Origin of the sequence: Pantoea sp. NPDC088449, assembly GCF_044753225.1 — a bacterium.
GTDB classification, from domain to species: domain Bacteria; phylum Pseudomonadota; class Gammaproteobacteria; order Enterobacterales; family Enterobacteriaceae; genus Pantoea; species Pantoea floridensis.
The window spans coordinates 334,453-357,900 of record NZ_JBIVMT010000003.1 but is presented as its reverse complement, the minus strand read 5'-3'; the positions used below and the strand labels follow the sequence as shown (position 1 = coordinate 357,900).

At 52.9% G+C, this 23,448-nt stretch carries 21 protein-coding genes and 2 tRNA genes; 18 read left to right on the top strand and 5 right to left on the bottom strand.

The genetic code is table 11. The features are described 5' to 3' along the window. Genes pmrB through dacB form a run of 3 tightly spaced genes read right to left on the bottom strand, consistent with a single transcriptional unit; the run spans nt 1 to nt 3,154 of the window. Nucleotides 1–1,062, bottom strand: a complete 1,062-nt coding sequence (gene pmrB / locus ACIP6T_RS16155) for a two-component system sensor histidine kinase PmrB (RefSeq protein WP_400458102.1) — start codon at nt 1,060–1,062, stop codon at nt 1–3. Continuing rightward, nucleotides 1,059–1,721 (bottom strand): two-component system response regulator PmrA, encoded by a 663-nt coding sequence (gene pmrA, locus ACIP6T_RS16150; protein WP_400458101.1) that lies wholly within the window; start codon nt 1,719–1,721, stop codon nt 1,059–1,061. The genes pmrB and pmrA overlap by 4 nt, the downstream gene beginning before the upstream one ends. Then, a complete protein-coding gene (gene dacB, locus ACIP6T_RS16145) occupies nt 1,721–3,154 on the bottom strand; it encodes a serine-type D-Ala-D-Ala carboxypeptidase (protein ID WP_097097602.1) in 1,434 nt (477 codons plus the stop codon). Before dacB ends, pmrA begins: the two co-directional genes overlap by 1 nt. A gap of 246 nt (nt 3,155–3,400) precedes the next feature. Here dacB and greA point away from each other — a divergent pair, with 246 nt between their 5' ends. Beyond that, nucleotides 3,401–3,877, top strand: coding sequence for a transcription elongation factor GreA (greA, locus tag ACIP6T_RS16140; RefSeq protein WP_008104312.1), 477 nt, complete (start codon nt 3,401–3,403; stop codon nt 3,875–3,877). 126 nt (nt 3,878–4,003) lie between these two features. On the opposite strand, the gene yhbY is transcribed toward greA, so the two are convergent. Beyond that, nucleotides 4,004–4,297: a ribosome assembly RNA-binding protein YhbY gene (yhbY, locus tag ACIP6T_RS16135; protein WP_007886683.1), complete on the bottom strand. Its 294-nt coding sequence runs from the start codon at nt 4,295–4,297 to the stop codon at nt 4,004–4,006. A gap of 125 nt (nt 4,298–4,422) precedes the next feature. Between yhbY and rlmE the strand changes: the two genes are divergently transcribed. The 17 genes from rlmE (at nt 4,423) to ACIP6T_RS16050 (ending at nt 22,518) form a co-directional block, all read left to right on the top strand. Further along, nucleotides 4,423–5,052, top strand: a complete 630-nt coding sequence (gene rlmE / locus ACIP6T_RS16130) for a 23S rRNA (uridine(2552)-2'-O)-methyltransferase RlmE (RefSeq protein WP_007886684.1) — start codon at nt 4,423–4,425, stop codon at nt 5,050–5,052. Nucleotides 5,053–5,227: 175 nt separating this feature from the next. Then, nucleotides 5,228–7,135, top strand: coding sequence for an ATP-dependent zinc metalloprotease FtsH (gene ftsH, locus ACIP6T_RS16125; protein ID WP_400458100.1), 1,908 nt, complete (start codon nt 5,228–5,230; stop codon nt 7,133–7,135). A 130-nt stretch (nt 7,136–7,265) separates the two neighbouring features. After that, complete coding sequence (folP, locus tag ACIP6T_RS16120; protein WP_345827360.1) at nt 7,266–8,099, top strand: dihydropteroate synthase; 834 nt, start codon at nt 7,266–7,268, stop codon at nt 8,097–8,099. Between the two features lie 4 nt (nt 8,100–8,103). Beyond that, nucleotides 8,104–9,438 carry a phosphoglucosamine mutase gene (gene glmM, locus ACIP6T_RS16115; protein WP_400458099.1) on the top strand — a complete coding sequence of 445 codons (1,335 nt, stop codon included), beginning with the start codon at nt 8,104–8,106 and terminating at the stop codon, nt 9,436–9,438. A gap of 217 nt (nt 9,439–9,655) precedes the next feature. After that, complete coding sequence (secG, locus tag ACIP6T_RS16110; protein WP_007886689.1) at nt 9,656–9,991, top strand: preprotein translocase subunit SecG; 336 nt, start codon at nt 9,656–9,658, stop codon at nt 9,989–9,991. Between the two features lie 49 nt (nt 9,992–10,040). Continuing rightward, nucleotides 10,041–10,127: transfer RNA gene (locus ACIP6T_RS16105), tRNA-Leu, on the top strand. Between the two features lie 59 nt (nt 10,128–10,186). Then, a tRNA-Met gene (locus ACIP6T_RS16100) sits at nt 10,187–10,263 on the top strand. A 212-nt stretch (nt 10,264–10,475) separates the two neighbouring features. Then, nucleotides 10,476–10,928 carry a ribosome maturation factor RimP gene (gene rimP, locus ACIP6T_RS16095; RefSeq protein WP_036620302.1) on the top strand — a complete coding sequence of 151 codons (453 nt, stop codon included), beginning with the start codon at nt 10,476–10,478 and terminating at the stop codon, nt 10,926–10,928. Between the two features lie 24 nt (nt 10,929–10,952). Beyond that, a complete protein-coding gene (gene nusA, locus ACIP6T_RS16090; protein ID WP_345827359.1) occupies nt 10,953–12,440 on the top strand; it encodes a transcription termination factor NusA in 1,488 nt (495 codons plus the stop codon). A gap of 17 nt (nt 12,441–12,457) precedes the next feature. Continuing rightward, a complete protein-coding gene (gene infB, locus ACIP6T_RS16085; protein ID WP_097095084.1) occupies nt 12,458–15,148 on the top strand; it encodes a translation initiation factor IF-2 in 2,691 nt (896 codons plus the stop codon). Between the two features lie 65 nt (nt 15,149–15,213). After that, nucleotides 15,214–15,621, top strand: coding sequence for a 30S ribosome-binding factor RbfA (gene rbfA / locus ACIP6T_RS16080; RefSeq protein WP_007886693.1), 408 nt, complete (start codon nt 15,214–15,216; stop codon nt 15,619–15,621). Next, the gene (gene truB / locus ACIP6T_RS16075; protein ID WP_400458098.1) at nt 15,621–16,565 is read left to right on the top strand and encodes a tRNA pseudouridine(55) synthase TruB; all 945 of its coding nucleotides are present in this window, start codon (nt 15,621–15,623) and stop codon (nt 16,563–16,565) included. The genes rbfA and truB overlap by 1 nt, the downstream gene beginning before the upstream one ends. Nucleotides 16,566–16,698: 133 nt before the next feature. Continuing rightward, entirely contained in the window at nt 16,699–16,968 is a 270-nt protein-coding gene (rpsO, locus tag ACIP6T_RS16070) for a 30S ribosomal protein S15 (protein WP_036620269.1), read from the top strand. A 309-nt stretch (nt 16,969–17,277) separates the two neighbouring features. Beyond that, the gene (gene pnp / locus ACIP6T_RS16065) at nt 17,278–19,416 is read left to right on the top strand and encodes a polyribonucleotide nucleotidyltransferase (protein ID WP_097095082.1); all 2,139 of its coding nucleotides are present in this window, start codon (nt 17,278–17,280) and stop codon (nt 19,414–19,416) included. Nucleotides 19,417–19,545: 129 nt separating this feature from the next. Further along, entirely contained in the window at nt 19,546–20,430 is an 885-nt protein-coding gene (gene nlpI, locus ACIP6T_RS16060) for a lipoprotein NlpI (RefSeq protein ID WP_008104288.1), read from the top strand. 104 nt (nt 20,431–20,534) lie between these two features. Continuing rightward, nucleotides 20,535–20,591 carry a protein YrbN gene (gene yrbN, locus ACIP6T_RS16055; protein ID WP_098053093.1) on the top strand — a complete coding sequence of 19 codons (57 nt, stop codon included), beginning with the start codon at nt 20,535–20,537 and terminating at the stop codon, nt 20,589–20,591. A gap of 16 nt (nt 20,592–20,607) precedes the next feature. Next, nucleotides 20,608–22,518, top strand: coding sequence for a DEAD/DEAH family ATP-dependent RNA helicase (locus ACIP6T_RS16050; RefSeq protein WP_097095081.1), 1,911 nt, complete (start codon nt 20,608–20,610; stop codon nt 22,516–22,518). Nucleotides 22,519–22,586: 68 nt separating this feature from the next. Here the strand turns inward: ACIP6T_RS16050 and ACIP6T_RS16045 are convergent, their stop codons facing one another. After that, nucleotides 22,587–23,333, bottom strand: coding sequence for an SDR family NAD(P)-dependent oxidoreductase (locus tag ACIP6T_RS16045; protein WP_097095080.1), 747 nt, complete (start codon nt 23,331–23,333; stop codon nt 22,587–22,589). Between the last annotated feature and the right edge of the window lie 115 nt (nt 23,334–23,448).

The window sequence follows — 23,448 nt, the reverse complement described above, 5'->3', positions numbered from 1 at the left end:
TCAGCCAATCAGTTGCAATGGCAAATAGCAGCGGGCAATCAGTCCGCTGCTATCCTCACGATTAATCAGTTCCAATCTGCCGCGGTGCATCTGCACGATACGCAGCACAATATTAAGACCAAGCCCGCTACCGCCGTAACGCTGATCGCGACGACGAAACGCCTGCGTCAGCTCTTCTGCGGCCGTCGCATCAATACCCGGCCCCTGATCCCACACTTCGATAATCACCTGCTGTTTGTCCTGCCGCATTTTTACCGTCACTTCGCTACCTTCCGGGCTGTAACGTGAGGCGTTTTCCAGCAAATTACGTAGCATCAGGCGCAGCAGCATCGGTTCCCCTTGCTGCAGTAGATCATCGCTCTGTGGCCAGTGCAGGATTTGCTGCCGCTGGTGGTAAAGTTCGGCCATTTCCGGCCGCAGCGGGTGCATGATCTCTTTTTGCCACAGTACCTGCTGATAGTGACCCCCTGCCAATGCCTGTCCGGCGCGTGACAGCATGAGCAGCTGTTCTACGGTGTGCATCAGCTGATCGATACGTTCAATCAGCATCTCGCTTTGCGGCACGTTCTGCTGATGCAGGAGCTCAAGGTGCAGCCGCAATCCCGCCAGCGGCGTACGCAGCTCGTGCGCCGCATCGGCGGTGAATAATCGTTCCTGCTGCAGCGTGTGATCCAGGCGCGAAAAGAGTTGGTTAATCGACGACGTTACCGCCACAATCTCATCCATTTCTGAATAGATCGGTAAAGGAGAGAGATTATCCGCCGAGCGATGCGCGAGACTATCTTGTAGCGACTTGAGCGGGCGAATGATCCAGTTAATCGCCCAAAATGACAGCAGCAGAGTAAGGCCTACCATCACTAAAGAGGGCAGCAGCAGCGACGCAATGGCTTCGCGAATCTCATTTTCCACGCGATCGTTACGCGCTTGGGCGGAAAGGGTTTCGTTAACTAAAAAGCTGATTTGTTCGCGGCTTTCATGCCACAGCCAGATGGCGCTCATCACCTGACAGGTGAGGAGGATCAGCGCCAGCATGATTAATAACCGCTGACGCATGCTGTTCATTCGCGGATTTCCAGGCGGTAACCTACGCCGCGCACGGTTTTGATGCGATCTTTCCCGAGCTTGCGACGCAGATTGTGAATGTGAACTTCGAGGGTGTTGGAGCCGGGATCGTCATTCCAGCTGTAGAGATCTTGCTGCAGCGTTTCGCGGTGGACGTTTTGTCCCACTCGCATCAGTAAGCGCGTCAGCAGTGCGAACTCTTTGGGCGTGATCTCCAGCGGAAGATTTTCCAGCAGAACCTGCTGCGAACTGAGATTCAGCGTCAGATCGCCCTGTTGCAGCAGGTTATCGCTGTGGCCCTGATAGCGGCGAATTAATGCCCTTACGCGGGCTTGTAACTCAACCAGCGCAAACGGCTTCACCAGATAATCATCGGCGCCGGCATCCAGGCCATCCACGCGATCCTCCAGCGCATCGCGCGCCGTGAGGATCAGCACGGGTACCGCGATGCCGTCGCGGCGCCACTGGCGTAGCAAGGAAGCGCCATCGCGATCCGGTAAGCCAAGATCGAGCACGATCAGGCTGTACTGACCGCTGCGCAGCAGTGCATTACTTTCGGCAGCTGTACTGGCGCAGTCGATGGCGTAACCTTGCGCGCTGAGCGCTTGCGCCAGGCCCGACTGCAGCAGCGTATCATCTTCGACAATGAGCAGTTTCATCAGTTATTTTTGTTGATATCCGAGTAGAGGCGACTCTCAAAACGTACCAATGGAATACGGCGCGTTTTCTGATCTTCCGGCGGAACCGCATAGCCGGAGAGGTATTGGACAAACGCCACGCGCGCACCGCTTGAGGTGGTAATGAATCCAGCCAGATTATAGACGCCCTGCAGTGAACCGGTTTTTGCCGACACTTTACCATCCAGTCCTGCTTCATGCAGACCGCCGCGATATTGCAGGGTGCCGTCATAACCCGCCAGCGGCAGCATCGAAATATAATTCAGCGTCGAATCGTTCTTCGCAATGTATTGCAGCACTTGCATCATGGTATCTGGCGCGATCAGGTCATGACGCGACAGTCCGGAACCATCAACCTGAATGCTGTTGCCGAGATCAACGCCGGCTTTTTCCCGCAGGATTCGGCGTACGGCATCCGAGCCCGCGCGGAATGTACCCGGCACGTTGAAATAGTGATGGCCGATGGTGCGGAATACGGTATCGGCAATCATGTTGTCCGACTTTTTCAGCATGGTGTGCAGCAGTGTATGCAGCGGCGCCGATTGCGTTGACGCCAGCACGCTGCCCGGTGAGGTCACTTGTGATTGACGCACTAAATGGCCGCTGTAATCGATATCGGCAGCGCGCAGCTCGGCTTTGAGGATCTCACCGGCCCACGCGGCGCCATCCTGCACGGCAAACGCCAGCGGCAGCGGTTCAGCACGTTGACGCATGCAGCCGGTTAGGGTGTAGCGATTAAGTTCGCCGGGCACCACATCCAGCTCGCAATATTGTCCGTCACCGCTGTTACGGCCGATGGTGCGCACCTGACTGAACATGTGCGCTGGGTAATACGAAGCGATGCGCACAAAGGCATTCTCGCCCGGCGTAGTGGCGCTATAGAGCGAAACTGAGAAACAGTTTTTATCGACAATGGCAGCACCCGGCGGTGCACTAAAGCACTGCGTCAGATCGTTCCACGGCCAGCCTGGGGCCATATCGTGGCTGGCGAACACCGAGGTGTCGATCACCAGATTGCCCTTGATATGGGTGATGCCCTGCTTTTTTAGCGCAGCAACCATATTGCGCAGATCCTGGCGACTTAACGTCGGATCGCCGCCAAAACGTGCGACTAAATCGCCATTGAGCGTGCCATCGTTAACCGCGCCTTTGGTTTCCATGGTGGTTTGGAAACGGAAGTCGGGACCGAGTTCCAGCAGGGCCGCCAGCGCCGTCACCACCTTCATGGTGCTGGCCGGTAATGCCATCTGTTTGCCGTGATAATCGATTATCGGGGTTGATGCGCCCACTTTTTGTACCATCAGCGCCAGGTTTGCGCCGTCTGGCAAATACTGCATGTATTCTTCAACGGGAGCTGCTTGTGCCTGCAGCATAAACGCACAGGTTAATCCGGTAACAAGTCGTGAAAATCGCATAATCTCGCGGTAACTGACGGGTGAAGGCGTCAATACTACGTCCCCAGACGGTGCAAAGTAAACGATGACCCACAGGGAACTCTGGGGTAAAATACGTATCAAAATGCAAAACCGAACCTGACCCGGAAAGCTTTCCGGGTCAGGCTTCTTTTGCTTGTGAAAAGAGGTAACGCGCCGCAGAAGCTGTTTTCTGCTGTCACCGGTCAGGATGACGCCGTTAACCAGGATAGATGACGAGGAGCCAAAATGAATCAGATTCCGATGACGTTGAAAGGCGCTGAGAAGCTGCGCGAAGAGCTGAACGAACTGAAATCCGTGAAGCGTCCGCGCATTATCGCCTCCATCGCCACAGCCCGTGAGCACGGCGATTTGAAAGAGAATGCCGAATACCATGCGGCTCGCGAAGAACAGGGTTTCTGCGAGGGGCGTATTCAAGAGATTGAAGCCAAACTCTCTAATGCGCAGGTCATTGATGTGACCGCCATGCCAAAAACCGGTCGCGTGATTTTTGGCGCTACCGTAACCATCCTGAATGTGGATACGGATGAAGAGTTCACCTACCGCATTGTGGGTGACGATGAAGCTGATTTTAAACAGAACCTGATTTCAGTGAATTCACCGATGGCGCGTGGGTTGGTGGGTAAATCAGCGGACGACGTAGCGATTGTGAAAACCCCCGGCGGGGATGTGGAATATGAAGTGCTAAAGGTGGAATACCTTTAAGCTATTGCTACGCTTTGCAATATGTCGCTGCATTTTGTAAAGAAAGGAAAAAGGCCGCATTGCGGCCTTTTATCACATGCAGGAGCGTGGCACTTTCTTTGCCCGTCGCCGCCTTTAAGGGCATGATTAACGCGGAAGAGTAATTTTGCGCTCTTTTGCAGGGCGATACAGCACCAGCGTGTTGCCGATGACCTGTACGTTGCCTGCTTTTGTTTCACGCACGATAGCGTCAACGATCAGCTGCTTAGTTTCACGATCTTCCGAGGCAATTTTTACCTTGATCAATTCGTGATGCTCGAGCGCCAGTTCGATTTCGGCGAGCACGCCTTCAGTAAGGCCATTACCGCCCAGCATGACAACCGGCTTAAGCGGATGGGCAAGGCCTTTCAGGTGCTGTTTTTGTTTGGTACTCAGATTCATCGTATTTTTTGCTTACTCAGGGATTGAAAACGGTTCATTCTACCGCCATCTCGAGTATATCGCCAAATCAACGCGACCATTGCGTGCTGATTTATCGCTACGATGACGATTTAATTGGAAAAATTATGACGGGTAAAAAGCGTTCGGCCAGTTCCAGTCGCTGGCTTCAGGAACACTTTAGCGATAAATATGTGCTGCAGGCACAGAAAAAAGGGTTACGTTCGCGTGCCTGGTTTAAACTTGAGGAAATACAGCAGGGTGACAAGATTTTCAAACCCGGCATGACGGTGGTTGATCTGGGTGCAGCACCCGGCGGTTGGTCGCAATATGTGGTTCAGCTTATCGGATCAAGTGGTCGTATCATCGCCTGCGATCTGTTACCAATGGACCCGATAGTTGGCGTTGATTTTTTGCAGGGCGATTTTCGCGATGAAGCGGTGCTTAACGCTTTGCTGGAGCGCGTAGGCGACCAAAAGGTGCAAGTGGTCATGTCAGACATGGCACCCAATATGAGCGGTACACCTGCGGTTGATATTCCACGTTCGATGTATTTGGTAGAATTGGCGCTGGAAATGTGTCGGGATATTCTGGCGCCGGGCGGCAGTTTTGTAGTGAAAGTGTTTCAGGGAGATGGCTTCGATGAATACCTGCGGGAAATTCGCTCCCTGTTTACGAAAGTGAAAATTCGTAAGCCGGACGCTTCGCGACTTCGTTCGCGCGAAGTGTACATTGTGGCGACGGGGCGCAAACTTTAGCCTGAATTGCCGGAATCAAAGTAAGACGACCAATGCGTTTATTCTGATGTCTAATTCTGAGTTTCAGGGTAAACAAGTAAAATCATCCGCACTGCGATTCCAGGTATGAAGGATCTATAGTACCCTACGCTGTCTGTTAACATCGTTGTAATATGAGGTTAATCCCTTGAGTGACATGGCGAAAAACCTGATTCTCTGGTTAGTCATCGCGGTTGTGCTGATGTCTGTATTCCAGAGCTTTGGGCCCAGCGAGTCGAATGGCCGTAGGGTTGATTATTCAACTTTCCTATCGGAAGTGAACCAAGATCAGGTCCGCGAGGCACGAATTAACGGGCGTGAGATTAACGTTGTCAAAAAAGACAGCAATAAATACACCACCTATATCCCCGTCAACGATCCTAAGTTACTCGATAATCTGTTGACCAAAAACGTTAAAGTGGTTGGTGAGCCGCCAGAAGAACCAAGCCTGCTGGCTTCAATCTTCATTTCCTGGTTCCCAATGCTGCTGTTGATTGGCGTGTGGATCTTCTTTATGCGGCAGATGCAGGGCGGCGGCGGCAAGGGCGCGATGTCCTTCGGCAAGAGCAAAGCCCGCATGTTGACCGAAGATCAGATCAAAACCACGTTCGCTGACGTGGCCGGTTGTGATGAGGCCAAAGAAGAAGTTGGTGAGCTGGTTGAGTATTTGCGTGAGCCGAGCCGTTTCCAGAAACTGGGCGGTAAAATCCCGAAAGGCGTTTTGATGGTCGGTCCTCCGGGTACCGGTAAAACGCTGCTGGCGAAAGCGATTGCTGGCGAAGCGAAAGTCCCATTCTTCACTATCTCCGGTTCTGACTTCGTTGAAATGTTTGTCGGTGTTGGTGCATCTCGTGTGCGTGACATGTTCGAGCAAGCGAAGAAAGCGGCACCGTGCATCATCTTTATCGATGAAATCGATGCGGTTGGCCGTCAACGTGGCGCCGGTTTAGGCGGTGGTCACGATGAACGTGAGCAAACGCTGAACCAGATGCTGGTTGAGATGGATGGCTTTGAAGGTAATGAAGGCATCATTGTGATCGCGGCAACTAACCGTCCAGACGTTCTTGACCCAGCGCTGCTGCGTCCAGGTCGCTTTGACCGTCAGGTTGTGGTTGGTCTGCCAGACGTTCGGGGTCGTGAGCAGATTCTGAAAGTGCATATGCGTCGTGTGCCACTGGCTACCGATATGGATGCATCCGTTATTGCACGTGGTACGCCGGGCTTCTCCGGTGCGGATTTGGCTAACCTGGTCAACGAAGCGGCGCTGTTTGCTGCTCGCGGTAATAAGCGTGTTGTTTCGATGGTTGAGTTTGAAAAAGCCAAAGACAAAATCATGATGGGTGCGGAACGTCGTTCCATGGTGATGACCGAAGAGCAGAAAGAATCGACGGCTTACCATGAAGCGGGTCACGCGATTGTGGGTACTCTGGTTCCGGGTTACGATCCGGTGCACAAAGTGACAATTATTCCGCGTGGTCGTGCGCTTGGCGTTGCCTTCTTCTTACCTGTGGGCGATGAGATCAGCGCTAACCGTCAAAAGCTGGAAAGCCGTATTTCTGTGGCTTACGGTGGACGTCTGGCGGAAGAGATCATTTATGGTCCGGACTATGTTTCGACGGGTGCTTCCTCTGACATTAAAATGGCGACCAGCGTAGCACGCAACATGGTTACGCAGTGGGGCTTCTCCGAGAAGCTGGGTCCGTTGCTCTATGCTGAAGAAGAGGGCGAAGTGTTCCTCGGCCGTTCAGTGGCAAAAGCAAAACACATGTCAGATGAAACGGCGCGCATTATCGATCAGGAAGTTAAACACCTTATCGATACGAACTATCAGCGTGCTCGCCGCATCCTGAACGAAAACATGGACATCCTTCACGCGATGAAAGACGCGCTGATGAAGTATGAGACCATTGATGCACCACAAATCAGCGATCTGATGGCACGCCGTGAAGTGCGTCCACCTGCAGGTTGGGAAGAGGCTAAAGTCGCCGTTGGTAACGGCGACTCAACCCATGCTCCTCGCCCCGTAGATGACCCGAAAACGCCGGGTTCAGACAAGATTATGTGATAGCAATCTGGCGGGATGTTAACTCTACCGCTGGATTTGCAGCCCGCACTGCTTGTTATAATGCAAACCCCGGCATGTCCGGGGTTTTTTCATTGTGGGATTCAGTGATTTCCCAAAGGAGATTTTCACCATGAAGTTGTTCGCTCGTGATTCCCATCTCGATCTCTCTTTTCCCCATGTGATGGGTATTTTAAATGTCACGCCGGACTCTTTCTCAGATGGTGGCACTCACAACACTTTGGTGGATGCGTTAACGCATACCAATGAGATGGTGAATGCCGGTGCCACCATTATTGACGTTGGTGGTGAATCGACGCGTCCCGGGGCTGATGAAGTTAGCGTGGAAGAAGAGCTGGAACGTGTGATTCCCGTAGTGGAAGCCATCGCTCAGCGCTTTGAGGTGTGGATTTCCGTGGATACTTCAAAGGCTGAAGTCATCCGTGAGGCAGCGCGAGTAGGTGCTCACATCATCAATGATATTCGTTCCTTATCTGAACCGGGCGCATTGGCTGCGGCTGCCGAATCGGCGTTGCCGGTATGTCTGATGCACATGCAAGGTGAGCCACGCACCATGCAGCAAGCACCGGAGTATCAAGATATTGTCAGCGAAGTGGACGCTTACTTCGCTGCGCAGATTGCGCGCTGTGAAGCGGCTGGAATAAAAAAAGAGAATCTGCTGCTCGATCCAGGCTTCGGATTCGGTAAGAATCTCAGCCACAACTATGAACTGCTGGCGCATCTGAGCCATTTCCACCATTACGGTTTACCGCTGTTGGTAGGAATGTCGCGTAAATCGATGGTTGGACAGCTATTAAATGTTGGCCCGGCGCAGCGCCTGACCGGCAGCCTAAGCTGTGCGGTGATCGCCGCTATGCAAGGGGCACAAATTATTCGCGTACATGATGTGAAAGAGACGGTCGAAGCGATGCGCGTCGTCGAAGCGACACGAAGAGCAAAAGGATAAAGGCATGAGTAATCGTAAATATTTCGGTACAGATGGTATTCGCGGCAAAGTCGGTGAAGCGCCGATTACCCCTGATTTTGTCCTCAAGCTGGGCTGGGCGGCGGGCAAAGTGCTGGCGCGCCAGGGATCTCGCAAAGTATTGATTGGTAAAGATACGCGTATTTCAGGCTATATGCTGGAATCGGCGCTGGAAGCGGGTCTAGCCGCCGCCGGATTATCTGCGGCCTTTACCGGGCCAATGCCAACGCCGGCCATCGCTTACCTGACGCGTACTTTCCGTGCCGAAGCGGGCATTGTGATTTCAGCGTCGCATAATCCGTTTGATGATAACGGCATTAAATTCTTCTCGGCTGAAGGCACCAAGCTGCCGGATGAAGTTGAAGAAGCCATTGAGCTGGAGATGGAAAAACCCATCACCTGCGTTGAGTCTGCTGAGCTGGGCCGCGCTAGCCGCATTGTGGATGCTGCAGGCCGTTACATCGAGTTCTGTAAAGGTACCTTCCCGAGCGAATTGAGCCTCAACGGACTCAAGATTGTGGTTGATTGCGCGAATGGCGCGACATACCACATCGCTCCAAACGTGCTGCGCGAACTCGGCGCTACCGTGATTGCTATCGGTACGCAGCCGGATGGTATGAACATCAATAAAGATTGCGGCGCCACCGATTTGCGTCTGCTGCAGCATCGCGTATTGGAAGAAAAAGCCGACCTCGGGCTGGCCTACGATGGCGACGGCGATCGCATCATGATGGTTGACCATTTGGGCCATAAGGTCGACGGTGACCAAATTCTTTACATCATCGCGCGTGAAGGATTGCGCCAGGGCCAGCTGCGTGGCGGTGTGATCGGAACGTTGATGAGTAATATGGGACTGGAACTGGCGCTGAAACAGCTGGGCATTCCTTTCACCCGTGCGAAAGTCGGTGACCGCTATGTGCTGGAAAAAATGCAGGAGAAAGGCTGGCGTTTAGGCGCTGAAAATTCTGGTCACGTTATTCTGCTGGATAAAACCACCACCGGTGACGGCATTGTAGCAAGTTTGCAAGTACTTACTGCTGTTGTGCGCAACCATATGACTCTGCACGATCTATGCAGTGGCATGAAAATGTTACCGCAGATCCTCGTCAACGTGCGTTTTGCAGGTGAAAACGATCCGTTGGAAAGCGACAGTGTGAAAGCCGTAACCGCTGAAGTTGAAAAAACGCTGGCGGGACGTGGTCGGGTGTTGCTGCGTAAGTCCGGCACTGAACCGTTGATTCGCGTGATGGTGGAGGGCGAAGACGAGGCGCAGGTTAGTGCGCTGGCACACAAAATTGCGGATGCAGTAAAAGCCGTATAAGGCTATTCAGGCGGAAAGATTTTACCTTTTCCGCCTGTAAAATCACCGGGATGGTGCTTTTTTCCGCAATCGAGAGCATTGGTGAAAATTGCACTTGCAGAGGTATGTCCCTTTGGTTAGTATTCACACCCGCTTCTGATGGGTGATGACGAGACGCCCCATCAATATTGGTTGAAGCTTTAACTGTGCAGAAAATGCGCAAGGAAACAGGTTGATTATGTACGAAGCTCTGTTAGTTGTTTTCCTTATTGTAGCGATTGGCCTCGTAGGTTTGATCATGCTGCAGCAAGGCAAAGGCGCTGATATGGGAGCATCATTCGGTGCAGGCGCTTCTGGTACGCTGTTCGGTTCAAACGGGTCTGGCAACTTTATGACTCGCATGACTGCGGTACTGGCTACGCTGTTCTTCATTATCAGTCTGGTTCTTGGCAATCTGAACTCGAATAAAACAGCCAAAGGAAGTGAGTGGGATAACCTCACTGCGCCAGCTCAGTCTGAACAGCAGACTCAGCCAGCTAAACCGGCTACGCCGGGCAATGATATCCCGCAGTAAGATCGTCAACGCTGTAGTGCAACAATGTAACGTTGCAGTCTAGTGATGTACCGAGGTGGTGAAATTGGTAGACACGCTACCTTGAGGTGGTAGTGCTCGAAAGGGCTTACGGGTTCAAGTCCCGTCCTCGGTACCAAATCTCAGTATAACTTGCGTTTTTTGCAAGGTCGGCGTATTATTCGCCACGTTTTCGGACGCGGGGTGGAGCAGCCTGGTAGCTCGTCGGGCTCATAACCCGAAGGTCGTCGGTTCAAATCCGGCCCCCGCAACCACTTTCCCTTAGAGTTCTTTTTCAAATATACTGTATGCATCGACGGACGCACTCATCAGTGATTTTGAAAAAAATTCTTTTGGATTGTGCTCCGAAGCCGCTATGCGGCGTACAGGGTCCAGTCACAAAAAGCCCCGAATATTCGGGGTTTTTTGTTATCAGGAAATCGACACACTGGGCTATAGGCCCTTTTTTTATGTCTTGGGGGTGGGCTTGTCCACATTAGAGCAAAAATTGACAGAGTTGATCTCTGCTCCAGTAGAAGCGCTTGGCTACGAATTAGTCGGTATCGAGTTTATTCGTGGTCGCACATCAACCTTGCGCATCTATATTGATAGTGAAGAGGGTATCAATGTTGATGATTGCGCCGATGTTAGCCACCAGGTCAGCGCAGTAATGGATGTGGAAGATCCTATTACCGTGGCTTACAACCTTGAAGTTTCCTCGCCGGGTCTCGAACGTCCTCTTTTCACTGCTGAACACTATGCACGTTTTGCCGGTGACGAGGTGAGCCTGGTACTACGCATGGCCGTACAAAACCGTCGTAAATGGCAGGGAATCATCAAGTCTGTTGAAGGCGAGATGATTACGGTAACCGTTGAGGGTAACGATGAAGTGTTCGCGCTGAGCAACATTCAGAAAGCGAACCTGGTCCCCCACTTTTAAAAGTCCGGATTGAGGCTAACCAGGATGAACAAAGAGATCTTAGCTGTAGTAGAAGCCGTTTCTAACGAAAAAGCCCTGCCGCGTGAGAAAATCTTCGAAGCGCTGGAGAGCGCTTTGGCCACTGCGACCAAAAAGAAGTATGAGCAAGAGATCGAAGTGCGTGTCAGCATTGACCGTCGTAGCGGCGATTTCGACACCTTCCGTCGCTGGCAGATTGTTGAAGAAGTTACGCAGCCGACTCGCGAGATCACGCTGGATGCAGCCCGCTATGAAGACGAAGCGTTCAATCTGGGCGAATATGTTGAAGATCAGATTGAGTCTGTCACCTTCGACCGTATCACTACCCAAACCGCTAAGCAGGTTATCGTACAAAAAGTACGTGAAGCTGAGCGCGCGATGGTGGTTGATCAGTTCCGTCAACACGAAGGCGAAATCATCACTGGCGTGGTGAAGAAGGTGAACCGCGACAATATTTCACTGGATCTTGGCAGCAATGCTGAAGCGGTGATTGTGCGCGAAGACATGCTGCCACGTGAGAACTTCCGTCCAGGCGACCGCATCCGCGGTGTGCTGTACGCCGTTCGCCCTGAAGCGCGTGGTGCTCAGCTGTTCGTGACCCGTTCTAAACCCGAAATGTTGATTGAGTTGTTCCGCATTGAGGTGCCAGAAATTGGCGAAGAAGTTATCGAGATCAAAGCGGCAGCGCGCGATCCGGGTTCACGCGCCAAAATCGCAGTGAAAACCAACGATAAACGTATTGATCCAGTGGGCGCTTGCGTCGGTATGCGCGGTGCGCGCGTGCAGGCGGTTTCGAGCGAGCTGGGTGGCGAGCGTATCGATATTGTACTGTGGGACGACAACCCAGCGCAGTTCGTTATCAACGCTATGGCGCCTGCAGATGTGGCGTCAATTGTGGTGGATGAAGATAATCACACCATGGATATCGCTGTTGAAGCTGGCAATCTGGCTCAGGCGATCGGCCGTAACGGCCAAAACGTGCGTCTGGCTTCCCAGCTGAGCGGTTGGGAACTGAACGTGATGACCGTCGATGATCTGCAGGCGAAGCACCAAGCTGAAGCCCATGCAGCGATCGATATGTTCACCAAACATCTCGACATCGACGAAGAGTTCGCCACCATTCTGGTGGAAGAGGGCTTCTCTTCGCTGGAAGAATTGGCTTATGTGCCAATCAACGAGCTGCTGGAAATCGACGGCCTCGATGAAGAGACCATTGAAGCCCTGCGTGAACGAGCAAAAAATGCGTTAACTACCCTGGCATTAGCGAAAGAAGAGAGCCTTGGTAATCAGGAGCCCGCTGAGGACCTTCTGAATCTTGAGGGCTTGGATCGTGCGCTGGCGTATCGCCTGGCGTCGAAAGGCGTTTGCACGCTGGAAGATCTCGCTGAGCAAGGTGTTGACGATCTGACAGATATTGAAGGGCTGGATGACGAGAAAGCCGGTGCGCTGATTATGGCTGCACGTAATATCTGCTGGTTCGGCGATGACGCGTAATAACAGGAAGGAACAGCATGACAGATGTAACCGTAAAATCGCTGGCCGCCGAAATTCAGACCCCGGTCGATCGCCTGGTACAGCAATTTGCTGATGCAGGGATCCGTAAGTCTGAGAACGATGCGGTGTCACAGCAAGAGAAAGAAACCTTACTGTCTCACCTGAATCGTGAGCACGGTCAGACCGGTTCAAGTAAGCTGACTTTGCAGCGCAAGACGCGCAGCACCTTGAATATTCCCGTCACCGGGGGTAAAAGTAAGTCGGTACAAATCGAAGTCCGCAAAAAACGCACATACGTGAAAGGCGACGCAGAGTCTGAGCAAGCTCAGGCAGAAGCGGAAGCCGAGGCGCAGCGTGAAGCGGAAGAGCAGGCGCGTCGCGAGGCGGAAGAACAAGCCCGTCGCGAAGCTGAACAGAAAGCGCAACGTGAAGCCGAAGATAAAGCCAAGCGCGAAGCCGCTGACAAGGCCAAACGTGAAGCAGCGGAAAAAGAGAAAGTGACTAATCAACCTACCGACGTAGCAGCTAAGGCTGCGCAGTCTGATAAAGCCCGTCGTGAAGCTGAAGCTGCCGAACTGAAACGTAAAGCGGAAGAAGAAGCGCGTCGTAAGCTGGAAGAAGACGCCCGCCGCGTGGCAGAAGAAGCCCGCCGCCTGGCAGAAGAAAAATCAGCCGAATGGGAAAAACCTGAGGAAGAGGACAAAGGCGACTATCACGTCACGACCTCAACTCACGCCCGTCAGGCAGAAGATGAGAACGATCGCCAGGTTGAAGCAGGCCGCGCACGTGCTCGCACCACTAAAGCTGCACGTCCGGTGAAGAAAGGCAACAAGCATTCTGAAGCTAAAACCGATCGTGAAGAAGCGCGCGCTCAGGTTCGTGGCGGCAAAGGTGGTAAACACCGCAAGCCAAGCACCCTGCAGCAAGGCTTCAACAAACCCGCTCAGGCTGTTAACCGCGATGTTGTCATCGGTGAAACCATCACCGTTGCTGAACTGGCCAATAAAATGGCGATCAAAGGTTCACTGGTCATCAAAGCTATGATGAAAATGGGCGCAATGGCGACCATTAACCAGGTTATCGATCAGGAAACGGCTCAGTTAGTCGCGGAAGAAATGGGTCACAAAGTGATCCTGCGCCGTGAGAACGAGCTGGAAGAAGCGGTAATGGACGATCGTGATACCGATGCTGCGCAGGAAAGTCGTGCGCCGGTTGTGACCATCATGGGTCACGTTGACCACGGTAAAACCTCGCTGCTTGACTACATTCGTTCTACGAAAGTCGCGTCAGGCGAAGCGGGTGGTATTACCCAGCATATCGGTGCATATCACGTTGAAACCGATAACGGCATGATCACCTTCCTCGACACCCCTGGTCACGCCGCGTTTACCGCAATGCGTGCACGTGGTGCGCAGGCAACGGATATCGTAATCCTCGTGGTTGCGGCTGATGACGGCGTGATGCCACAGACCATCGAAGCGATCCAGCATGCGAAAGCAGCCGGTGTGCCAGTGGTTGTTGCAGTCAACAAAGTTGATAAGCCTGATTCTGATCCAGACCGCGTTAAGAACGAACTGACCCAATACGGTATTATTCCGGAAGAGTGGGGCGGCGAGAACATGTTCGTTAACGTATCAGCGAAAGCCGGTACCGGTATTGACGATCTGTTGAACGCGATTCTGCTGCAGGCCGAAGTGCTGGAACTGTCCGCTATCCGTGAAGGTATGGCGAGCGGCGTGGTGATTGAATCGTTCCTCGATAAAGGTCGTGGTCCGGTTGCAACCGTGCTGGTACGTGAAGGTACGCTGAACAAAGGCGATATCGTGCTGTGTGGCTTTGAATACGGCCGTGTACGTGCGATGCGTGATGAACTGGGTCGTGAAGTCCTGGAAGCGGGTCCATCCATTCCAGTTGAAATCCTCGGTCTGTCCGGTGTGCCGGCAGCGGGTGATGAAGCGACCGTAGTTCGTGATGAGAAGAAAGCGCGTGAAGTTGCACTGTATCGTCAGGGCAAATTCCGTGAAGTTAAGCTGGCGCGTCAGCAGAAGTCGAAGTTGGAGAACATGTTCGCCAACATGACCGAAGGCGAAGTGTCCGAGCTGAACATCGTGCTGAAATCTGACGTACAAGGTTCTGTGGAAGCGATCTCCGATTCCCTGCTGAAACTCTCTACCGACGAAGTGAAGGTGCGGATTATCGGTTCGGGTGTAGGTGGTATCACCGAAACCGACGCGACGCTGGCTGCAGCATCCAACGCGATCATCCTTGGCTTCAACGTACGTGCTGATGCTTCTGCTCGCCGCGTAATTGAAGCTGAGAGCGTCGATCTGCGTTACTACTCCGTGATCTATAATCTGATCGACGAAGTGAAAGCAGCGATGAGCGGTATGTTGGCACCAGAGTACAAACAGCAGATTATCGGTCTGGCTGCTGTACGTGACGTGTTCAAATCACCGAAATTTGGCGCTATCGCGGGCTGTATGGTCACCGAAGGCAACATCAAGCGTCACAACCCAATCCGTGTACTGCGTGACAACGTGGTTATCTATGAAGGCGAACTGGAATCACTGCGTCGTTTCAAAGATGACGTCAACGAAGTTCGTAACGGCATGGAATGTGGTATCGGTGTGAAGAACTACAACGACGTTCGCGTTGGCGATATGATCGAAGTCTTCGAAGTGATTGAAATTAAACGCACCATCGATTGATCATCATTTGATGTGTTGCAATTTGGGAGGCCTCTGGCCTCCCGAATTATTTGGGAGAAAGAATAATGGCAAAAGAATTTGGCCGCCCACAGCGCGTTTCTCAGGAGTTGCAGAAAGAGATTGCAATCATCCTGCAGCGCGAAATTAAAGATCCGCGTCTTGGAATGATGGTGACAGTTTCGGGTGTTGAAGTCTCCCGCGATCTGGCTTATGCCAAGGTGTTTGTGACCTTTTTAAATGACAAAGACGAAGAAGCGGTGCAAAACGGGCTGAAGGCGCTGAAAGAAGCCTCTGGTTATATTCGCACGCTGGTAGGCAAAGCGATGCGTTTACGTATCGTGCCGGAACTGACCTTCTTCTACGACAATTCGCTGATTGAAGGCATGCGCATGTCGAACCTGGTCAGCAATGTTATCAAGAGTGATGTTGAGCGTCGTGGCGATAGCCCGGCGGAAGATGACAAGGAGGACTAATGAGTCGTCCTCGTCGTCGCGGTCGCGACGTCCACGGTGTGTTTCTGCTGGATAAGCATCAAGGCGCATCCTCCAATGATGTACTGCAGAAAGTAAAACGCCTGTTTAATGCGAATAAAGCGGGCCACACCGGCGCGCTTGATCCGCTGGCAACCGGCATGTTGCCGGTATGCCTCGGTGAAGCCACCAAGTTTTCGCAGTATCTGCTCGATTCTGACAAGCGCTATCGTGTCATCGCTCGTCTTGGTGAACGTACCGATACGTCAGATGCCGACGGTAATATTGTTGAAACGCGTGCAATTACGTTTAATCAGGCTGAGCTGGATGCAGCGCTGGAGTATTTTCGCGGTGACACCCTGCAGGTGCCGACCATGTTTTCCGCGCTGAAGTATCAGGGACGTAAGTTGTATGAATACGCGCGCGAAGGCATTACCGTGCCGCGTGAAGCACGTCCGATCAAAGTGTTCGAACTGCAGTTTATTCGCTGGGAAGGGGATGAGCTGGAGCTAGAGATTCATGTCTCTAAAGGCACTTACATCCGTACCATCATTGACGATCTCGGTGAGAAGCTTGGTTGTGGTGCGCATGTGATCATGCTGCGTCGTTTGCAGGTGGCACGTTATCCCATTGAAAGAATGGTGACGCTGGAGCAGCTGCAGGAAGTGGCCGCCACCGTCAACATGGCGGTACCGCCGGATTACAGCGCGCTTGACGCGTTATTGCTACCAATGGATAGCCCGGCTGAAGAGTTCCCAATTGTGAATCTCTTGCCTGCTGTGGCGACCTATTTCAAGCAAGGAATGCCGGTTCAGGTGGCAGATGCGCCGGAACAAGGCTTGGTGCGCGTGACCGAAGGTGATGAGCACAAATTCATTGGTATGGCCGAAATTGCTGATGACGGGCGCGTGGCGCCGCGTCGTCTGGTGGTAGAATTTCCTGCATAATCAAGCGACTCAAATCTGACGTAACGGCGCATTTGCGTTGCTATCAGGCGAAGAGTAGAATGGCGCGGCTTTAAAAGCGGGCTGCTGAATTAGAGATCGGCACCCATACATTCATTTATTACTGGAGTTTATTATGTCTCTAAGCGTAGAAGCTAAAGCAGAGATCGTTGCTAAATACGGTCGTGGTACCAACGACAGCGGTTCAACTGAAGTTCAGGTTGCTCTGCTGACTGCTCAGATCAATCACCTGCAGGGTCACTTCTCTGAGCACAAGAAAGATCACCACAGCCGTCGCGGTCTGCTGCGCATGGTATCTCAGCGTCGTAAGCTGCTGGACTACCTGAAGCGTAAAGACGTTGCACGTTACACCGGTCTGATCGAAAGCCTGGGTCTGCGTCGCTAAGTCTGAAGAATCTGATCAAGGGTGTAGCGCATCCAGTATGCAAAAAAACGCATCTGACGATCAGATTTGTGCGAGTTTCGCGAAAAGGGGGCCTTGATGGCCCCTTTTTTCGAGCAATCCGCAGCAATCCGGACCAAACTCATGTATTGTTGCAGAGAGCGATCTTTGCTTGCAGAGGTTCGCGCGGCTAATGAGAGGCTTTACCGCAAGGGCGGTTAAGGTTGTCATTAGTCGCGAGGATGCAACTAAAGATCGGTAATCCCCGGCGCGCCATAATAGGCTGCGCCCCCGAATTTAAGGACTTAAATTTTGCTGAACCCGATCGTACGCAAATTCCAATATGGTCAGCATACCGTCACGCTGGAAACCGGCATGATGGCGCGCCAGGCTACCGCAGCAGTAATGGTGAGCATGGATGACACGGCTGTATTCGTTACCGTTGTTGGCCAGAAAAAAACGAAACCAGGTCAGGATTTCTTCCCGCTGACGGTTAACTATCAGGAGCGTACTTACGCTGCTGGTCGTATCCCGGGTAGTTTCTTCCGTCGTGAAGGCCGTCCAAGCGAAGGCGAAACCCTGATCTCACGTCTGATTGACCGCCCAGTTCGTCCGCTCTTCCCGGAAGGCTTCATCAACGAAGTGCAGGTCATTGCGACCGTTGTTTCTGTAAATCCACAAGTTAACCCGGACATCGTGGCGATGATCGGTGCTTCTGCAGCGTTAGCGCTGTCTGGGCTGCCGTTCAATGGTCCAATCGGTGCTGCTCGCGTGGGTTATATCAACGATCAGTACGTTCTGAACCCAACTGCCGATGAGATCAATGAATCTCGTTTGAACCTGGTGGTTGCCGGTACACAGAATGCGGTGCTGATGGTTGAATCTGAAGCAGACATCCTGACTGAAGAGCAGATGCTGGGTGCCGTGGTCTATGGCCACGATCAGCAGCAGATCGTAATCGAAAACATCAATGCGCTGGTTGCTGAAGCCGGTAAGCCACGTTGGGATTGGCAGCCATTGCCAACTAACGATGCATTGATCGCACGCGTTACTGCATTGGCAGAAGCAGGCATCAGCGATGCTTACCGCATCACCGACAAGCAAGAGCGTTACACGCAGGTTGGCGCAGTTAAAGACGCGACCATCGCCGCTCTGCAGGCTGAAGACGAAACCCTGGATGCAGGCGACATCGCTGACATCGTGCATGACCTCGAGAAAAGCGTTGTGCGTAGCCGTATTATCCGTGGCGAACCGCGTATCGATGGTCGTGAAAAAGATATGATTCGCGGCCTCGACGTGCGTACTGGCGTACTGCCGCGCACGCACGGTTCTTCACTGTTCACCCGTGGTGAAACGCAGGCGCTGGTTACCGCAACGCTGGGTACCGCGCGTGACGCGCAGAATCTGGATGAGTTGATGGGCGAGCGTACTGATAGCTTCCTGTTCCACTACAATTTCCCTCCGTACTGCGTGGGCGAAACCGGTATGGTTGGCTCACCGAAGCGTCGTGAGATTGGTCACGGCCGTCTGGCGAAGCGTGGCGTGCTGGCAGTAATGCCTAAGCAAGCTGATTTCCCATACACTGTACGTGTGGTGTCAGAAATCACCGAATCAAACGGTTCTTCTTCAATGGCTTCTGTGTGTGGTGCTTCTCTGGCACTGATGGACGCAGGTGTACCGATCAAAGCAGCCGTAGCCGGTATTGCTATGGGTCTGGTTAAAGAAGCTGACAACTTTGTGGTTCTGTCTGACATCCTGGGTGACGAAGATCACCTCGGCGACATGGACTTCAAAGTTGCGGGTAGCCGCGAGGGTATCACCGCGCTGCAGATGGATATCAAAATCGAAGGTATCACCCGCGAAATCATGCAGGTTGCTCTGAACCAGGCGAAGGGTGCACGTCTGCATATCCTGAGCGTGATGGAACAGGCAATCAGCACGCCGCGTCAGGAAATCTCTGAGTTCGCGCCGCGCATTTACACCATCAAAATCAGTTCAGACAAGATCAAAGATGTTATCGGTAAAGGCGGCTCGGTTATCCGTGCGCTGACCGAAGAAACCGGTACTACCATCGAAATCGAAGATGATGGCACCGTGAAGATCGCTGCAACTGATAGCCTGAAAGCCAAAGAAGCCATTCGTCGCATCGAAGAGATCACTGCTGAGATCGAAGTTGGCCGCGTTTACTCTGGCAAAGTGACACGTATCGTTGATTTCGGTGCATTCGTGGCCATCGGCGGCGGTAAAGAAGGTTTGGTTCATATTTCTCAGATCGCCGATAAGCGCGTTGAAAAAGTGACCGACTACCTGCAGATGGGCCAGGAAGTTCCAGTGAAAGTCATGGAAGTGGACCGTCAGGGCCGTGTACGGCTGAGCATCAAAGAAGCGACAGAGCAGAAACCAGCGGAAGAAGTTGCCACCGCTGCCACTGATGCATCTGACGCCGAGTAAGCGTTTACCGATTGGCCTCTCCCTGCTCTGCGGGGAGAGGTATTTAGATCATCGCGAGGGCGGGAATCCTTGTGCACAGCAGGAGGATGACAGGATGGTTGTCCCAATGTTTGTATTCGGGAGTGGGAAATGAAGCCTTTTTTGCGCTGGTGTTTTGTTGCGACAGCTATCACGCTGGCAGGATGCAGCAACTCCAATTGGCGTAAGAACGAAGTTCTGGCAGTACCTTTGCAGCCCACACTGCAGCAAGAAGTCATTCTTGCGCGCATGGAACAAATTCTTGCCAGTCGTGCCCTTACCGATGATGAACGCGCACAGCTGTTATATGAGCGCGGAGTGTTGTATGATAGTTTGGGTCTGAGGGCATTAGCGCGGAACGATTTTTCGCAAGCGCTGTCTATAAGACCAGATATGCCTGAGGTATTTAACTATCTCGGTATATACTTAACGCAGGCAGGCAATTTTGATGCTGCCTATGAAGCGTTTGATTCTGTACTTGAGCTTGATCCAACTTACAACTATGCGCATTTAAACCGTGGTATCGCCCTCTATTACGGCGGTCGATACAAGTTAGCGCAAGATGATCTGCTGGCGTTTTATCAAGACGATCCTAACGATCCTTTCCGCAGCCTTTGGCTCTATCTCGTTGAAAGCGATATGGATGCCGACAAGGCGAAAGTTACGCTGAGACAGCGTCATGACAAAGCGGTCCGGGACCAATGGGGATGGAATATTGTCGAGTTCTACCTTGGCGACATCAGTGAAAAAACATTGATGGAACGTCTCAAGGCGGACGCAACGGATAACACCTCGCTCGCTGAACATCTCAGTGAAACCAACTTCTATTTAGGTAAGTACTACCTAAGTCTGGGGGAGAAGGACGACGCGAAAGCGTTGTTCAAACTGGCGGTGGCCAACAACGTAAACAACTTTGTTGAACACCGATACGCATTGTTGGAACTGGCGCAACTCGGCCAGACACAAGACGATTTATCAGAATCTGACCAGCAATAGCTGACGAACTTTTATTGCCTGAATACCTGTAAAGTCATCATCTTCAGAGATGAGGGCTTTTCTGTTCGTCAAAACTTCTAATTTGAGCCGGTTCACACTTTTTGATGAAAATGACTGAAAGTTTTCACGACGAGTTATGTAGACTGGCCGCCGCAATCTAAGAGGCACGTGTACTACATGACTGATATTCAAACCACTTTTGCTGACCTTGGCCTGAACGCCGACATCCTCGAATCACTGAACGGAATGGGCTACGTTAAGCCTTCTCCAATCCAGGCTGAGTGTATTCCTCACCTGCTGGCTGGCCGTGATGTGTTGGGTATGGCGCAGACCGGTAGTGGTAAAACCGCGGCATTCTCATTGCCGCTGCTAAATAACATTGATCCTACTGTTAAAGCACCGCAAATTTTGGTGCTGGCACCGACCCGCGAATTAGCGGTACAGGTTGCTGAAGCCGTCACAGAATTCTCTAAACACATGCGTGGCATTAACGTTGTTGCCCTGTACGGCGGCCAACGTTATGACGTGCAGCTGCGCGCACTGCGTCAGGGACCACAAGTGGTAGTGGGTACCCCTGGTCGTTTGCTGGATCACCTGAAGCGTGGCACGTTAGATCTGTCTAACCTGCGCGGTCTGGTGCTGGACGAAGCTGATGAAATGCTGCGTATGGGCTTCATCGAAGACGTTGAAACCATCATGGCGCAGATTCCAGACGGTCATCAGACCGCGCTGTTCTCAGCAACCATGCCAGAAGCGATCCGTCGTATCACCAAACGCTTCATGAAAGATCCGCAGGAAGTGCGTATCCAGTCAAGCCTGACTACGCGCCCAGACATTTCTCAGTCTTACTGGACCGCATATGGCCGTAAAACTGACGCGCTGGTTCGCTTCCTGGAAGCTGAAGATTTCGATGCAGCCATCATCTTCGTACGTACTAAAAATGCCACGCTGGAAGTGGCCGAAGCGCTTGAGCGCAGCGGTTATAACAGCGCAGCACTGAACGGTGACATGAACCAGGCACTGCGTGAGCAGACGCTGGAGCGTCTGAAAGATGGTCGTCTCGACATTCTGATCGCTACCGACGTAGCCGCACGTGGTCTGGACGTGGAACGCATCAGCCTGGTGGTAAACTTTGACATCCCAATGGATGCTGAATCTTACGTTCACCGTATTGGTCGTACTGGCCGTGCTGGTCGTGCTGGTCGCGCACTGCTGTTCGTTGAGAACCGCGAGCGTCGTCTGCTGCGCAACATTGAACGCACCATGAAGCTGACCATTCCAGAAGTTGAGCTGCCTAACGCAGAGCTGCTGGGTGAGCGTCGTCTGGCTAAGTTCGCGGCTAAAGTACAGCAGCAGCTGGAAAGCAGCGATCTGGACATGTATCGCGCACTGCTGAGCAAAATGCAGCCGGGTGAAGATCTGGATATCGAAACACTGGCCGCAGCACTGCTGAAAATGGCTCAGGGCGAACGTCCACTGATTCTGCCACCAGAAGCACCGCGTCCAGCACGTCGTGAATTCAGCGATCGTCCTGACCGTGGTGATCGCCGCGATTCACGTGATTCTCGTGGTCCACGCGAAAGCCGTGACAGCCGCGATGGTGACCGTCCTCGTCGTGAACGTCGTGACGTTGGCGAAATGCAGCTGTACCGCATTGAAGTGGGCCGTGATGATGGTGTTGAAGTGCGTCACATTGTTGGCGCGATCGCTAACGAAGGCGACATCAGCAGCCGTTACATCGGCAACATCAAGTTGTTCGGTACCCATTCAACCATCGAGCTGCCGAAAGGTATGCCGGGCGAAGTGCTGCAGCACTTCACTCGTACGCGTATTCTGAACAAACCGATGAATATGCAGTTGATGGGTGATGCACCGGTGCATGAGCGTAGCGAACGTCGTCCTGCCGGCGGCGAACGTCGCGGTAACGGTGCTCCGCGTGATGGCGCACCACGTGGCGAAGGCGCTCCACGTCGCTTCTCCGATCGTCGTGAAGGCGGCCGCGAAGGCGGACGCTTCAGCCGTGAAGGTGGTCGTGGCCCACGTCGTGAAGAGGGTGCAGCCGCTGCACCACGTCGTCGTGACGCATAAGCGATAAACGCTTAAAGTAAAAAGGGACGCGAATGCGTCCCTTTTTTTATGCATGTGGAAAGTAAGTTTTACACGCCGCCAGCAATCAGCACGCGTTCACCACTCACGTAAGCTGATTCTTCTGAAGCCAGAAATAGCGCCACCTGTGCCACATCTTCTGGTAAACCAAAGCGCCCAAGCGGTGTGGCGGCAATTAACTGCGCCTTCAACTCCGGGTGCATCTTTTTAGCGGCCAGCAAACCTTCGGTCAAAATGATGCCGGGCGCTAACGCATTGACGCGGATATTGCGCGGCCCCAGTTCTCGAGCCAGGCCTTGTGTCAGCGTGTCAATCGCACCCTTCGTTGCCGCCCACAGCACTGAACCGGGCGTGCTGCGCTGGCTGTTGAGCGCGCTAAGGTTGATGATGGATCCGCCGCGCGCCGGAAAGTGATGTGCCGCCTGTTGGCATACCAGCAGAGTGCCAAGCAGATTCACATTGAGCTGCTGCTGCATCTCGCCAACGCTGAGATCGGCAAAATCACCATGGTGGAAAATACCGGCATTGTTCACCACAATATCTGGCGCGCCAAACTGCTCAATGCTGCTAGCAAACAAGCGCTGCACATCGGCCTGGCGTGAGATATCAGCCTGAACGGCGATGGCATCGCTTCCCAGCGCCTGGATGTCTGTCACCACATCCGCCGCGCCAACTTCGTCCTGAAGATAATTCACTACTACCCGAGCACCGGCCGCCGCGAAAGTCATGGCGATGGCGGCACCAATGCCTTTCGAAGCGCCCGTCACCAGCGCAATTTTGCCTTCAAGTGTTTTCATCGTGTCTCTCCACCTGAGATTTCGGGGAAGATAAAGCATGCGCTTTCCTTACAATCTGGCGGTAGCGCAATCCTGCAAGCTTTTTGCACGATCCTGCAAATCTACTGCTCAAGGA